The 13,845-nt window shown below is 71.4% G+C and carries 11 protein-coding genes and 1 pseudogene; 6 read left to right on the top strand and 6 right to left on the bottom strand.

What is annotated here, in order from left to right; genetic code table 11:
- Positions 1-66 precede the first annotated feature (66 nt).
- The 3 genes from ABD357_RS16050 to ABD357_RS16040 all read left to right on the top strand — a co-directional run bounded on the left by ABD357_RS16050 (position 67) and on the right by ABD357_RS16040 (position 2,614).
- Positions 67-945, top strand: coding sequence for a potassium channel family protein (locus tag ABD357_RS16050; protein ID WP_344390752.1), 879 nt, complete (start codon positions 67-69; stop codon positions 943-945).
- 78 nt (positions 946-1,023) lie between these two features.
- Positions 1,024-1,539 carry an immunity 21 family protein gene (locus ABD357_RS16045; RefSeq protein WP_344390751.1) on the top strand — a complete coding sequence of 172 codons (516 nt, stop codon included), beginning with the start codon at positions 1,024-1,026 and terminating at the stop codon, positions 1,537-1,539.
- 229 nt (positions 1,540-1,768) lie between these two features.
- Complete coding sequence (locus ABD357_RS16040; RefSeq protein ID WP_344390748.1) at positions 1,769-2,614, top strand: SDR family oxidoreductase; 846 nt, start codon at positions 1,769-1,771, stop codon at positions 2,612-2,614.
- Positions 2,615-2,639: 25 nt separating this feature from the next.
- Here ABD357_RS16040 and ABD357_RS16035 read toward each other — a convergent pair whose 3' ends face one another.
- Complete coding sequence (locus ABD357_RS16035) at positions 2,640-4,331, bottom strand: DUF885 domain-containing protein (protein ID WP_344390747.1); 1,692 nt, start codon at positions 4,329-4,331, stop codon at positions 2,640-2,642.
- A 60-nt stretch (positions 4,332-4,391) separates the two neighbouring features.
- Positions 4,392-4,892 (bottom strand): Lrp/AsnC family transcriptional regulator, encoded by a 501-nt coding sequence (locus ABD357_RS16030; protein WP_344390746.1) that lies wholly within the window; start codon positions 4,890-4,892, stop codon positions 4,392-4,394.
- Positions 4,893-4,982: 90 nt separating this feature from the next.
- Between ABD357_RS16030 and ABD357_RS16025 the strand changes: the two genes are divergently transcribed.
- A complete protein-coding gene (locus ABD357_RS16025; protein ID WP_344390867.1) occupies positions 4,983-6,197 on the top strand; it encodes a trans-sulfuration enzyme family protein in 1,215 nt (404 codons plus the stop codon).
- A gap of 6 nt (positions 6,198-6,203) precedes the next feature.
- On the opposite strand, the gene ABD357_RS16020 is transcribed toward ABD357_RS16025, so the two are convergent.
- The 3 genes from ABD357_RS16020 to pdxR all read right to left on the bottom strand — a co-directional run bounded on the left by ABD357_RS16020 (position 6,204) and on the right by pdxR (position 10,856).
- On the bottom strand, positions 6,204-7,526 hold the full coding sequence (locus tag ABD357_RS16020; RefSeq protein WP_344390744.1) for a GNAT family N-acetyltransferase: 1,323 nt from the start codon (positions 7,524-7,526) through the stop codon (positions 6,204-6,206).
- A 97-nt stretch (positions 7,527-7,623) separates the two neighbouring features.
- Positions 7,624-9,213 carry an alkaline phosphatase D family protein gene (locus ABD357_RS16015; RefSeq protein ID WP_344390743.1) on the bottom strand — a complete coding sequence of 530 codons (1,590 nt, stop codon included), beginning with the start codon at positions 9,211-9,213 and terminating at the stop codon, positions 7,624-7,626.
- Positions 9,214-9,341: 128 nt separating this feature from the next.
- Complete coding sequence (gene pdxR / locus ABD357_RS16010) at positions 9,342-10,856, bottom strand: MocR-like pyridoxine biosynthesis transcription factor PdxR (RefSeq protein WP_344390741.1); 1,515 nt, start codon at positions 10,854-10,856, stop codon at positions 9,342-9,344.
- Between the two features lie 47 nt (positions 10,857-10,903).
- On the opposite strand from pdxR, the pseudogene ABD357_RS16005 reads away from it, so the two are divergent.
- Positions 10,904-11,734: pseudogene (locus ABD357_RS16005) on the top strand (DMT family transporter); the annotation flags it as partial.
- Between the two features lie 60 nt (positions 11,735-11,794).
- Here the strand turns inward: ABD357_RS16005 and ABD357_RS16000 are convergent.
- Positions 11,795-12,682 carry an alpha/beta fold hydrolase gene (locus tag ABD357_RS16000; RefSeq protein WP_344390739.1) on the bottom strand — a complete coding sequence of 296 codons (888 nt, stop codon included), beginning with the start codon at positions 12,680-12,682 and terminating at the stop codon, positions 11,795-11,797.
- A gap of 217 nt (positions 12,683-12,899) precedes the next feature.
- Between ABD357_RS16000 and ABD357_RS15995 the strand changes: the two genes are divergently transcribed.
- Entirely contained in the window at positions 12,900-13,790 is an 891-nt protein-coding gene (locus ABD357_RS15995; RefSeq protein ID WP_344390737.1) for an RNA polymerase sigma-70 factor, read from the top strand.
- The last annotated feature ends 55 nt before the right edge of the window (positions 13,791-13,845 follow it).

The raw sequence follows: 13,845 nt of genomic DNA, 5'->3' as shown, positions 1-13,845 counted from the left end.
CGACGCCGTCAGCCTAGGGTCCGGACGCAGGGTCCGCTGCAGGCGACATGCTCGTGGGAGACGTGGATGAAGTGGCTGGTCTCGCTGGTCGGCGCGGGGCTGGTCATGGTCACCCTGCGAGACCTGTTCCACACCCTCTGGCACCCCACCCGCCACGGCGGCTTGAGCCGCCTGGTCATGACGGCGCTGTGGCGACTGGCCCGGCGCTTCCGTGCGCGCAGGCGTGTGGTCGGGCTCGTCGGGCCGCTCGCCATGGTGACGGTGGTGGGCATGTGGGCCGGCACCGTCGTCCTCGGCTGGGCCATCGTCTACTGGCCCCACATGCCCGGGGCGTTCACCTTCTCGCCCGGTTCCAAGGCGGCGCAGGAGCCGGCGCTGCTCGACTCCCTGTACCTGTCGCTCGTCACGGTGGCCACCTTGGGGCTGGGTGACATCGCACCCGGCGAGGCCTGGCTCCGCCTGGTCTCACCGTTGGAGGCCCTCGTTGGCTTCGCGCTTCTCACGGCCACGGTCTCCTGGGTACTGGAGATCTACCCGACGCTGACCCGCCGGAGGGTCCTGGCCATCCGGCTGGCGCTGCTGCGCGACTCGGACCCGGCGACCCAGCAGATCGACTGCACTGCGGGGGCGTTGCTGCTGGACAGCCTGGCCACCGAGGTCGTACGCGTCCGCATCGACTTCACCCAGTACGCCGAGGCGTACTACTTCCACGACGGGGAGGATCACGCGTCGCTGGCGGCCATGGTCGGCTACGCCGATGCCCTTGCCCAGCGCGGACAAGCGGGGCGACGACCGGAGGTGCGACTGGCCGGTGACCTGCTCGCCGGTGCGCTGAAAGACCTGGCCGCCATCCTCGACCAGCGTTTCCTCCATACGGGCGGAACACCGACGGAAGTGCTCGCCGCGTACGCCGCCGACCACGGCCGCAGCCGCGCGCAGCCCTGAGCAAGGGGCTCCGGCCGACGCGGCGGACTGTGGCTGCTGAGCGCTTCCGTGTCACCCGGGGCGTGTAGCTTCTCCCGCATGGTGAGTCACGCGGATCAGGGTGCGGTCGAGTGGGTGGAGTCCGGCGGTGGGCCCCTCATAGCGATCCCGGAGGTGGTGTTGCCGTTCTGGACGGGGGCGGACGGCGTCGAGTTGGCGTCCGACTACGACCGGGCCTGTGACGTGGACGGCTACATCGGTCTGCTTCCGGTCGGCAACACCACGGCCCTCGTCCTCGGCGACGATCCCGCCTCGACCGCCTATCTGCCCGAGCACGGCACCTTTGTACGGTGGTGTGCCGCGGAGTCGGAGAGACAGTTGCTGGCCGGTGTTCCGGCGGCCCTCGACGCGGCGGTGTGGCAGCGGGAGGTCCACTGGGACATCCCCGGAGCCGTGGTCCTGTTCGACGCGGCGTGGCCCGGCAACGACGCCGAGAAGGCGGGGCATCTGCGGATCGCGCTGGAACCGGGGCGGTACGCGGTCCGGGCGGCGTATGCGGAGCCCGGGCCCGAGACATGGCTGGGGCTGGTCCAACTGCGGAGGATCGCGGGCTAGGCGCCAGGCGCTCCGCTGGGGATGCGGTTGGAAGCTGCGGGTTCGTCGTGGCTGGTCGCGCCCGCGTGGCGGAGCCGCAAAATTGATACAGCCCCGCGCCCCTTAGAGGCCTGTGGCCTCCTTAGGGGCGCGTACCGCACCGGATTTTACAAAGTCCGCACGGTGATCCGAGGCCGGCCGTGGAAAAACATGTGCGGCCCAAGCGCCCGCCCCACCATCATGGTCCGCCATGCCCCAACTCCCGCACCCCACCGCCGAATCGCTGCGCCGCGATCCCTTGCCGCTGCGCGGCCGTACCGCCCTCGTCACCGGCGCCAGCAGACGCGGAGGCATCGGCTACGCCGTGGCCCGGCGGCTTGCCGCGTACGGCGCGAGCGTGTATCTGCACCACCACGTGCCCCACGACGCCGCCATGCCCTGGGGCGCGGACCGTCCTGAGAACGTGATCGCCGCGGTGCGCGAGGCGTGCGCCGATCCCGAGGCGCGGGTCGTCGAAGGGCCCGGGGACCTCTCCGATCCCAAGGCCCCGGCCGAGTTGATCGCCTCGGCCGCGGAGGCGCTCGGCGGGCGCATCGACATTCTCGTCGCCAACCACGCGCTGAGCGGCTCCGACGGCACCCTCGACGCGATCGACGCCGCGATGCTCGACGCGCACTGGGCCGTCGACACGCGCTCGGTACTCCTCCTCGTGCAGGCGTACGCCCGGCTGCGGGCCGCGCTGCCACCGCGCACGCCGGGCGGGCGGGTCGTGATGATGACCTCCGGTCAGGACATCGCGGGCGGCATGCCGGGCGAGATCGCGTACGCCCTCCAGAAGGGCGCCCTCGCCTCGATCACCCGCTCCCTGTCGACCACCCTCGCCGAGAACGCGATCACGGTGAACACCGTCAACCCGGGGCCCGTGGACACGGACTACATGACCGGCGACGCGTACGCGACCATCGCGGCGATGTTCCCCGGCGGCCGCTGGGGCATGCCCGACGACCCCGCCCGTCTCATCACGTGGCTCGCGACGGACGAGGCGGAGTGGGTCACCGGGCAGGTCATCGACTCCGAGGGCGGGTTCCGGCGCTGAGGCCGGGCACCCCACGTGCGAGCGGTCAGAGCCGCGACAGCTCGTCCACCAGATCGTCAAGACCCAGCGAGCCCTGCGACAGCGCCGCCATGTGCCAGGCCTTGGCGTCGAAGGCGTCGCCGTGGCGGCGGCGTGCGTTCTCGCGGCCCAACAGCCAGGCGCGTTCGCCGAGTTTGTAGCCGATGGCCTGGCCGGGGATGCAGAGATAGCGGGTGAGCTCGCTCTCCACGAAGTCCGCGGGGCGGCTGCTGTGCGCGCCGAAGAACTCCTGGGCCAGCCCGGGCGTCCAGTGTTCGCCCGGGTGGAAGGGCGAGTCCGCCGGAATCTCCAGCTCCAGGTGCATGCCGATGTCGACGATGACGCGGGCCGCGCGCATCATCTGGGCGTCCAGGTAGCCGAGCCGCTGCTCGGCGTCGGTGAGGAAGCCGAGCTCGTCCATGAGCCGCTCCGCGTACAGCGCCCAGCCCTCGCAGTTGGCGCTCACGCCGCCCACGGTGGCCTGGTAGCGAGAGAGGTTCCCGGCCACGTGCACCCACTGCGCCAGCTGGAGGTGATGGCCGGGGACGCCCTCGTGGTACCAGGTCGACACCAGGTCGTACACCGGGAAGCGGGTCTGCCCCATCGTCGGCAGCCATGTACAGCCGGGGCGTGAGAAGTCCTCGGACGGAGGCGTGTAGTACGGGGCCGCCGCGCTGCCCGGCGGGGCGATGCGGGACTCCACCTTCCGTACCCGCTCGGCGAGTTCGAAGTGTGTGCCGTCGAGTGCCTCGATCGCCTGGTCCATCAGGCCCTGCAGCCACTCGCGAACCTCGTCGACGCCCTCGATGTGGCGGCCGTGCTCGTCGAGGTGCGCGAGCGCCACCCACGGTGTCTCGGCGCCGGGCAGGACCTTCTCGGCCTCCAGTTTCATCTCGGCGAGCAGGCGGTGGTACTCGGACCAGCCGTACGCATACGCCTCGTCGAGGTCCAGATCCGTACCGTTGAAGTAGCGCGACCAGCGCGCGTACCGCTCGCGGCCCACCGTGTTCGGCGCGCCCTCGATCGTGGACGCGTACACATCGCGCATCCAGTCGCGCAGTTCGATGACGGCCGCCGTCGCCGAGCGGGCGGCCTCGTCCAGTTCCGTACGCAGGGAGTCGGGACCTGCCGACGCGAAGTCCTCGAACCAGCCGCGGCCCGAACCGTCCGTGTCCGACCACTCGGTGAGCTGGCCTATGAAGGTCGCGGTGGGGCGGGGGCCGGCGTACAGCTTGCGCTCCAGGCCGAGGGCGAGGGATTCGCGGTAGCCGGCCAGCGCGGTTGGCACGGCGCGCAGCCGCTGGGCGATCGCGGCCCAGTCCTCGTCCGTCTGGGCCGGAGTCACGGTGAACACCTCGCGCACCGAATGCGCGACCGTGGCCAGGTTGCCGACGGACCGCAGCCCCTCGTCGGCCTCGTGCACGGCGAGTTCGGCGGTCAGCCGCTCGCGCAGCAGACGTCCGCAGCGGCGCTCGATGTCGCTGTCCGCGCCCGGCTGCCGCTCCGCCTCGTCGAGCCTCGCGAGCGTCGCCCGCGCCAGCTCGGCGAGCGCCTCCTGACCGGCGGGCGAGGTGTCGGGCAACCTGCGGGAACTCTCCTTCACGCCGAGATACGTACCGGTGACCGGGTCGAGGGCGATGAGGTCGTCGACGTATGCGTCGGCGACCTCGCGGGGCAGCGGGCTCTTCGTCTCTGACATGCGGACATCCTCATACGGGGAGACGGTGCGCGTCAGCCGGTTATACGGGAGCCGTGCGCGTCAGCCCGGTTGCACGCCGGTCGTGCGCGGGGCGGGCGGCAGCAGCGGCCCGCACTCCCACTGCTGGAAGATCAACCGCGTCTCGACCCGGGCCACTTCGCGCCGCGAGGTGAACTCGTCGATGACCAGCCGCTGCAGATCCCCCATGTCCGCCACCGCGACATGGACGAGATAGTCGTCGGGGCCGGTGAGATGGAAGACGGTACGGGACTCCGGCAATGCCCGGATCCGCTCCACGAACGGCCCCACCAGCTCCCGCCGATGCGGCCTGACCTGCACGGACAGCAGTGCCTCAAGGCCCCGCCCCAGCTTGGCCGGGTCGAGCCGCAGCTGATGGCCGAGGATGACGCCCGCCCGGCGCAGCCGCGTCACCCGGTCCAGGCAGGTCGAGGGGGCGACGCCGATCTGCGCGGCGAGGTCGCGGTAGGTGGTCCGTGCGTCGTTCTGCAGCAGCCGCAGAAGATGGAGGTCCACCGGATCGAGTACGACGGATTCGGCCATCGCCCGAACGTAGCACGGGATTTTGCGCCCGTACTCCGGCCACTGTTCAGGCTGCTGGTCATGGACGCTTTTGACGACGCGTACGACGTGATGGCCGGCGCAACGGACGTGATGGACGATGTGCGGGCCCTGGCCACCGAGGCCGTGCACGCCGGGCGGGACGACCTCGCCCGGCAGGGGCTGCACGCCCCGCCCATCGACCTGTCGACGACCTATCCGTCGTACGACAGTCGCGCCGAGGCTGCCCGGATCGACGCCTTCGCCGCGAACGGCGCCGTCTTGGAGGGACCGCCGGTCTACGGCCGGCTCGGCAATCCGACCGTCGCCCGGTTCGAGACGGCCCTTGCCCGGCTGGAAGGCACCGAGAGCGCGGTGGCGTTCGCGAGCGGCATGGCCGCGTTGAGTGCCGTGCTGCTCGTACGCAACGCGATGGGCCTGCGGCATGTCGTGGCCGTACGTCCCCTCTACGGGTGCAGCGACCACCTGCTCACGGCCGGGCTGCTCGGCACCGAGGTGACCTGGGTCGACCCGGCCGGCATCGCGGACGCGCTGCGGCCGGACACGGGTCTGGTGATGGTCGAGTCACCGGCCAACCCGACGCTCGCGGAACTCGATCTGCGGGCGATCGCGCACGCCTGCGGGACCGTGCCGTTGCTCGCGGACAACACCTTCGCCACACCGGTGCTCCAGCGGCCCGCCGAACAGGGGGCGCGACTCGTGCTGCACAGCGCCACCAAGTACCTGGGCGGACACGGTGACGTGATGGCCGGGGTGGTGGCCTGCGACGAGGAGTTCGCCCGCCGCCTGCGCCAGGTCCGGTTCGCGACCGGCGGTGTGCTGCACCCGCTCGCCGGTTATCTGCTGCTCCGCGGTCTGGCCACGCTGCCCGTACGCGTCCGTGCGGCGTCCGCGAACGCCGCGGAACTGGCCCGCCGCCTCGCCGCCGACCCGCGCGTCACCCGCGTTCACTATCCCCGGCTCGGCGGCGCCATGATCGCCTTCGAGGTCTCCGGCGACCCCCACGAAGTCATCGCCGGGGTCCGCCTCGTCACGCCCGCGGTCAGCCTCGGCAGCGTCGACACACTCATCCAGCACCCCGCCTCGATCAGCCACCGCATCGTCGACGCGGAGGACCGCCGCACATCCGGGGTCAGCGACCGGTTGCTGCGGCTGTCGGTGGGACTGGAGGACGTGGAGGATCTGTGGCGGGACCTGGAGCGGGCGTTGGGGCCGGGGCGGGGGAGTGGGCCGGCCCGGCGCGTTGCGCCCGGCCGGCCCAACCGCTCGGTGTCCACCGAGGGTTAGTCCGGGCTAGTCCCCTACGGGCTGCTCATGGTCGTACGGCAGTCGTGAACTCACCGGAGTCACGTCCAACCGCGCCGTGATGACCAGCGTGCCCTCCTCGATCTGGTAGTCGAGGGGAAGGCCGAGGCCCCGCATCGCAGCCACCATGCCCGTGTTGGACGACTGCGTGACGGCGTACACGCTGTCGCAGCCGGCCTCGGCGGCCATGGTCACCAGGCGGCCGAGCAGCTCGCTGCCTATGCCGCGCCGCTGCCACGCGTCCTCGACGAGCAGCGCGACTTCCGTCTCGTCGCCGTCCCAGAGGAGATGGCCGAGCCCGACGAGGCGACCCGAGGCGGTCTCCACGGCGAGCGTCCGCCCGAAGCGGGGGCTGAGGAGGTGGTTGAGGTAGCGGTCGGCGTCTCCGATCGGCCCGTGGTACCGCAGGCCGAGCGTGCGCTGAGAGCACCGCTCGTGCATGGCCTTCGCGGCATCGATGTCATGGGGGCCGGCGCGGCGCACGGTGATGGCGTTGCCCTGAGGCAGCGTCAGTACGTCCTGCCTGCGCGGCAGGCGCGGACCGAGCTGGGCGTCCAGCTCGACCAGCGCACGGGCCCGCGCGAACTCGGTGGGCGTGAACGGCAGATACGGCCGTTCCACGGTGATCACTCCGCCTTCGGGTGCGCGCAGCCGCATCAGGGTGTTCTCGGGCGCCCCTTCGGCATGAGCCAGAGCCCCCTCGACGGGCACCTCCATGTCCGCGCCGTCCACGCCCACGGCCCCGGCGGGCAGCGACCGGATGCTGCATCGGCCCAGCAACTGCCGCAAGGCCAGGGGCAGTTCGGCCGAGTCCAGCGCCGTGCGCGTCGCCAGGCCCAGGATGCGTGTGGGCGCGTCCACCAGGTCGTGCGCGTCGGCCCGCTCGATCCAGGTACCGGCACCACCGGCCTGCGCGACCGCGCGGGTGACCGCGTTCGCGTCCACCTCCGCGGGGGCCCGCAGCAGGAACTCGTCCACTGTGCCCTCTGCCAGGGGATGCGTCTGCAGGCTCAGGATGTCGACCCGCCGGCCCGCGAGTGCTGTGCACAGCGCGGCCAGCGAACCCGGCTCGTCCCGCACGGTGGTCCGCATCCGCCACAGGACGGCCTCCGGCAGGGCAGGGGCCGCCTCGGAGGGCCCGGCCTCCCGCACGTCGGCGGGCGGCCGGGCGCCGGTATCACCCTTCGGAGGGGCGTGATCGTGGGTGCGTCGCTCCCACCAGCTGCGGAGCAGCGCCACGGGGCCGCGGCTCCTGTGCTGTTCCGGACGGTCGTTCTTCGTACGTACTGCGTCAGTCATGTCTGAAGTCATGCAACCACTGTGCAGGAAGGGTGTTGCGTGATCACGAACGCTTTGTGACTGAGCGATTAAGACACTCTCTGTCCTATTTAGAACTATATTTGCTGGCTTACTGTCCGACCCGGCCCGGCTGGAGCACCTTCGTGTACAGCACGGTCCCGTCCTGCTCACGCAGTCGAACCGTCAGCTCCCCGCTGCCGCCGTCGATGTCGACCTCGCCGAAGAACTGGTAACCACCGGCGGGCGAGACATTCGCGACAGTGGGCGCCTTCACAAACACCCGCTCCGGACCGAACGTGTCGTCCAGGGCGTTCGCCGGGAAGGCACCCGCGTTCAGCGGGCCCGAGACGAACTCCCAGAACGGCTCGAAGTCGGTGAACGCGGCCCGCGACGGCTGGTAGTGCTGAGCCGAGGTGTAGTGCACGTCCGCCGTCAGCCACACCGTGCCCGTGATCCGCCGGTGCTTGATGAACCGCAGCAGCTCGGCGATCTGCAACTCGCGGCCGAGCGGCGTGCCAGGGTCGCCCTGGGCCACGGCCTCGATGTTCGGCTTGCCGTCCCCGGTGTCCGGTACGACCAGGCCGAGCGGCATGTCGGAGGCGATCACCTTCCACACCGCGCGCGACCGCGACAGCTCCCGCTTGAGCCATTCCAGTTGCTCGGCGCCGAGGATGCCCACCGGGTCGGTGGTCTGCGTACCGGGGGAGTTGGCGTTGCGGTACGTCCGCATGTCCAGCACGAACACGTCCAGCAGCGGACCGTGGCGCAGCACCCGGTGCACTCGGCCCTCCTTGGCGCCAGGCCGCAGGGTCGAGATCGGGAAGTACTCGCCGAACGCCTGCCGTGCCCGGGACGCCAGCAGGTCGACGTTCTTCTCCGTGTACCGGGTGTCGGTGAGGGTCTCGCCCGGATACCAGTTGTTGGTGACCTCGTGGTCGTCCCACTGGACGATCGACGGCACCTGCGCGTTGAACGCCTTGAGGTGCTCGTCCAGCAGGTTGTAGCGGAAGTTGCCGCGGAACTCGGCCAGGGTCTCGGCGACCTTGGACTTCTCCTCGGTGGTGATGTTCCGCCAGGTGCTGCCGTCGGGCAGGGACACGGTCGCGGATATCGGTCCGTCGGCGTATATCGTGTCGCCGCTGTGGAGGAAGAAGTCCGGGTCGAGCCCGGCCATCGCCTTGAAGATGGTGTAGCCGCCGAAGTCCGGGTTGATGCCCCATCCCTGGCCCGCCAGGTCGCCCGACCACAGGAAGCGCACCCCGTTGCGCCGTCCCAGGGGCGCCGTACGGAAGGTGCCGGTCACCGGCTCGCCGGTGCGGCGCGGGTCATCCGGGTCGGCGAGCAGGACGCGGTAGTGGATCTGCTCGCCCGCGGGCAGTCCGCGCAGCCGGGTGGCGCCGGTGAAGTCCGTGCCGGGACCCAGGAGGGGGCCGTGCCATCTGTGCGCCTTACGGAACGACTCGGTCGCCGAGGTCTCCACGACCATCCGCGCCGGCCGGTCCGAACGCACCCACACCAGGCCGGAGTGTGCGCTCACGTCGCCGCTCTGCACACCCCACCCGGCCTTCGGCCGCCCCGACAGTGTGAAGGCCGGCGCCACACCGACGGTGGCCGGCACAGCGAGCGCCGCCGACGCGGCGAGCGAACCCCGGAGAACGCTGCGGCGCGCGGGGAGCGGGCTCGACGGGCTGTCTGACATGGAACGCCTCCTGGGACGGGGTTGGACCACTGTGCAGGGCCACAACTACTGGTGCACCACAGCGCGCATCTGAACCACAAGTGAACAACTGCCGCGGCGACTTGGGAACCGCGGCGAAGAAGCGTCCACTAAACACCGACGGCCTCAGCCATCAGCCGCACCCCCTCCCTGATACGCGCCGGAGACACATGCGCATACCCCAACACCAGCCGCACCACCACCCCCTCCTCCCCGGCCGGCGTCTGCGCGTAATCGGTCAGAGGGCGGACCGCGACGCCGGCCGCGGTTGCCCGTGCCAGGAAGCGTGACGGCGGCCCGTACCGGAGGGGCATCGTGGCGATCGCGTGCAGCCCGGCCGCGATCCCGGACACCCCTGTGCCGGGAAAGTGCTCCTCCAGAGCACTCACAAGGACGTCGCGCCGTTCCTTGTACGCGCGTTGGCAGCGCCGCAGTTGCCGGTCGTAGTCGCCGCGCTCCATGAAGCGGGCGAGGAGCGCCTGGTCGACGACCGGATTGCCGAGATCCATTGTGCGCTTGCGCTCGACGATCTCCTCGGCCAGCGACGCCGGCACCAGCAGCCAGCCGAGCCGCAGCCCCGGCGCCAGCGACTTGCTGACGGACCCCGTGTACGCGACGTGCTCCGGATCGAGCCCCTGAAGGGCACCGACCGGCGCGCGGTCGTAGCGGAAGTCCCCGTCGTAGTCGTCCTCGACGACGAGCCCGTCCACGGAGTGCGCCCAGTCGAGGAGTTCGGCCCGACGCCGCGCGGAGTACGCGATCCCCGAGGGGAACTGGTGCGCGGGTGTCGTCACCACCACCCGTACGCCCGACTGCCGCAGCGGCCCCATGGCCAGCCCTTCGTCGTCCAGTGGCAGCGGTACGGTGCGGACGCCGGCCGAGGTGTACAGCGCGCCGTGCTCGGGTGTGCCGGGGTCCTCGACGCCAACGGCGCGTACCCCGCGCGCGTGCAGCACGAATCCGAGCAGCGTCGTCGCCTGCGCCACGCCCGAGACGACCAGCACCTGCTCCGGGTCCGCGACCACGCCCCGGCGCCGCGCCAGCAACTCCGCGAGGGCCGTACGCAGCCGGGGCAGCCCGCGCGGATCGGGATAACCCAGCGCGTGGTGCGGCAGTTCGGCCAGTACCCCGCGCTGAGCGGCTGCCCAGGCTGCGCGCGGGAAGAGCGACAGATCCGGGGTGCCGGGCAGGAAGTCGACGCGGGCACCGGGGGAGCGGGGCGCAAGATCACGCGCGCGGGGGTGGGCGGCCCGGACGGCGCCGCCCACCCATGTTCCGGCTCCCCGGTCGCTGCGCAGATAGCCCTCCGCGGTCAACTGCTCGTACGCCTCGGTGACCAGCCCCCGGGACACCCCGAGATCGGAGGCGAGTTCGCGGCTGGAGGGCAGCCGGGTGCCGGGCGCGAGCCGCCCCGAACGGACCGCCTCCCGCAACGCGGCCTGCAAGGACCGTCCTCGCGCGCGTGCCGGTGCCGAGGCGGCCGGCAGAAGCAGCTCCCATGCGGCGGCCCAGGCCGCCGATCCGGACGTATCTGATGATCCGGACGTGCCTGATGATCCGGACGTGCCCGAATCTGGTCCCGGCGTACCCGGAGGACGACCCGCATTGGTCCCCGATGGCGTCATGAAAGTGGACCTTAAACCGGACCAGTGGGGTCCATAGCGTCGCCTCCATGAACGCCACCACCCGCGGCTCCCTGCTCGCCGCCCTGGCCGGCCTCCTCGTAGGAGGCTCCTTCACCGCCAACAGCGTCCTCGGCGAATACCCATACGCGGGCGGCCAGTTCCTGCGCTACGGCCTCGCCTGTCTGCTGCTCCTGCCCCTGGTCGGCGGCGGCACAGCGCGCCTGCGCGGGCTGACCGCACGGCAGTGGATACGGCTCGCGCTGCTCGCGGCCGTCGGCATGGTCGGCTTCAACCTGGCCGTGCTCGCCGCCGAACGCTCCGCGGAACCGGCGGTCCCAGGAGTCTTCGTGGGCTGCGCCCCGGTGGTCGTGGCCGTACTCATGCCTCTCCTGGATGGCCGTGGGCCCCAACGCTCCGTTCTGTGCGGCGCGTTGCTCGTGGCGTTCGGCGCCTTCACCGTCCAGGGCTGGGGACACACCGACGGCGCGGGAATCGCCTTTTCCGTGTGCGCGCTCGTCGGCGAAGTCGGCTTCGCGGTCCTCGCCGTGCCCGTGCTGCGACCGCTCGGTCCACGGCTGCTGGCCGCCACGGTGTGCGGTCTCGCGGCGGTCGAGTCGGCGCTGGCCGGACTGATCGTCGAGGGCCGCGCGTGGCTGCGTACGCCCGACACCATCGAACTCGCCGCGCTGCTGTGGCAGGCGGTGATCGTCACGGTCATCGGCTTCGTCTGCTGGTACATGGGCATGCAGCGCATCGGCGCGGAGCGCGCCACTCTCTTCTCCGGCCTCATCCCCGTCGCCGCCGCCTTCACCGCACCGCTCGTCGGCACGGGTTCCTACGGTCCGGCCCAGGCCGTGGGCAGTGCCCTGGTGGGTGCCGGAGTCGCCCTGGGGTCGGGGGCGTTGAGGCGTCGGGCGCGGAGGCCGGCGGCTGCAGTGTCAGCGGCTGCCGTCGAGGATGACGCGGGCGACGAGCGCCGGGTCGTCGTTCATCGGGACGTGTCCGCATCCGGGCAGCCGCACCAGCCGGGCACGCGGGATGACGTACTTGGCGCGGACCCCCTGGCGCCGCACCAGAAGCCGGTCCCGGGTTCCCCACGCCACCGTGACGGGCAGCCCCGGGATGTCCTCGGTGAACTGGACGGAAGTGCCGGCCCGGAGCGTCTCGGCGAATCCCGCGGCATGGGCCAGCGCGAGCGTCTCGGCGACGACCGCCTCGGGTGAACGCCGGCCGGGGCGGGCGTAGATGGTGCTCGTCAGCACGGCGCGCCCCGCCGGCGTGCGCGACAGCCGCTCCACCACCGGCAACGGCATACGGATCGCCGTCTGCCGCATCGCCTGCAGGACCCCGAAGGCGTACCGCCGCTCGAGAGGCGACCAGAAGCCCGCGGGCGACAGCGCCGTCACGGAACGTACGAGCTGCTCGCGGCCCAGCTCCAGGGCCAGCAGCCCGCCCAGCGAGTTGCCCGCCACATGCGGCCGCTCGATCTCCAGCGCCTGGCACAGCGCGCCGAGCGCGGCGTTCATCGTCGGCAGATCGTGGGCGAGCCCTTCGGCCAGTGGGGAGGACTCGCCGAAGCCGGGAAGATCCACCGCGATCACATCGCGCTCGACGGCCAGGATGTCGATGACCGGGTCCCAGGCCTGCCGGTGGTGGCCGATCCCGTGCAGCAGCAGAAGCGGCTCGCCACTGCCCACGCGCGTGTACGCGAGGGTCACGGGCAGCGGGCCGAGCGGAGAGGGGACGGAGAAGGTCACGGACCGCGGGCCGGGCGAGGACGAGGACGAGAACGAGGAAGGGACGGGGCGGCTGACCGGGGCGGACATGGAACTGCTCCTCGTCTGGGGACAGGGCGGACGCACGCAGGGCTGGCCTGCACACCCCCTACTCCTAGACAGTTTGTCAGCAACCGCTACCCGCCGGTAGTCCCCAGGCGATGCCAACCTGCCGGCCGGCCGTACGCCGCTCAACGTGTCCGGCGTGCCCCCGGGCTGACTTCCGCGTCGCCTGGACACGTTCCGAGTCGTCGGATGGGATGGTGCCGTGGCTACCGACACCGCGACCGAGGTCTTTGAAGAGCACCGTCCCGTCCTGATGGGCGTCGCCTACCGCATGCTCGGCCGGGTGGCCGACGCGGAGGACGTCGTCCAGGAGGCATGGCTGCGCTGGTCCGGCGCCGACCACGCCGAGGTGCGCGAACCGCGCGCCTACCTCGTACGCATCACCACCCGGCTCGCCATCGACCGGCTGCGCCAGATCCAGTCGCGCAACGAGGCCTACGTAGGGCCATGGCTGCCCGAGCCGTACGCCACCGACTTCGCCGACACCGTCCCGGACGCGGCCGAGCGGGCCGTGCTCGCCGACTCCGTCTCGCTCGCCGTCCTCGTCGTCCTGGAGTCCCTGTCACCCCTGGAACGCGCGGTGTTCGTCCTCCGCGAGGCCTTCGGATTTCCGTACTCCGACATCGCCACGACCCTCGACCGCAGCGAGCCCGCGGTGCGCCAGCTCGCCGGGCGGGCCCGCAAGCACGTCGACGAGAGGCGCACGCGCTACGAGGTCGACCCCGCGCTGCAACGCGAACTCACCGAACGGTTCATCGCCGCGGCGACCGAGGGCGACCTGGAAGGGCTGCTGACCCTGCTGGCCCCGGACGTACGCCTGGTCGGCGACAGCGGCGGCCGGGCCAAGGCGCCGGTCCGCGCGATCGAGTCCGCCGACAAGGTGAGCCGCTTCGTCATCGGCGCCGCCAAGCACGGCGGTGGCATTGAGGACGCGTCGTTCCGCGTCGTGGAACTCAACGGTGGCCCAGCGCTGCTCGTCCTGTCCGCGGGCAAGCCCGACAGCGTCTTCCAGCTGGACGTCGCCGACGGCCGGATCCAGTGCATCTACATCGTGCGCAACCCGGAGAAGCTGCAGTCGCTGGCCGACGTCTGAACGGCATGTGTCCAGGATTGGTCTTGACCAAGGGTGGGGGCCGTCTTATGGTCGC

The sequence above is a fragment of the Streptomyces vastus genome (genome assembly GCF_039532825.1).
In the GTDB taxonomy this organism is placed as follows: Bacteria; Actinomycetota; Actinomycetes; order Streptomycetales; family Streptomycetaceae; genus Streptomyces; species Streptomyces vastus.
Note: the sequence above shows the minus strand (reverse complement) of the source record. Positions and strands in the feature narration are given on the sequence as shown.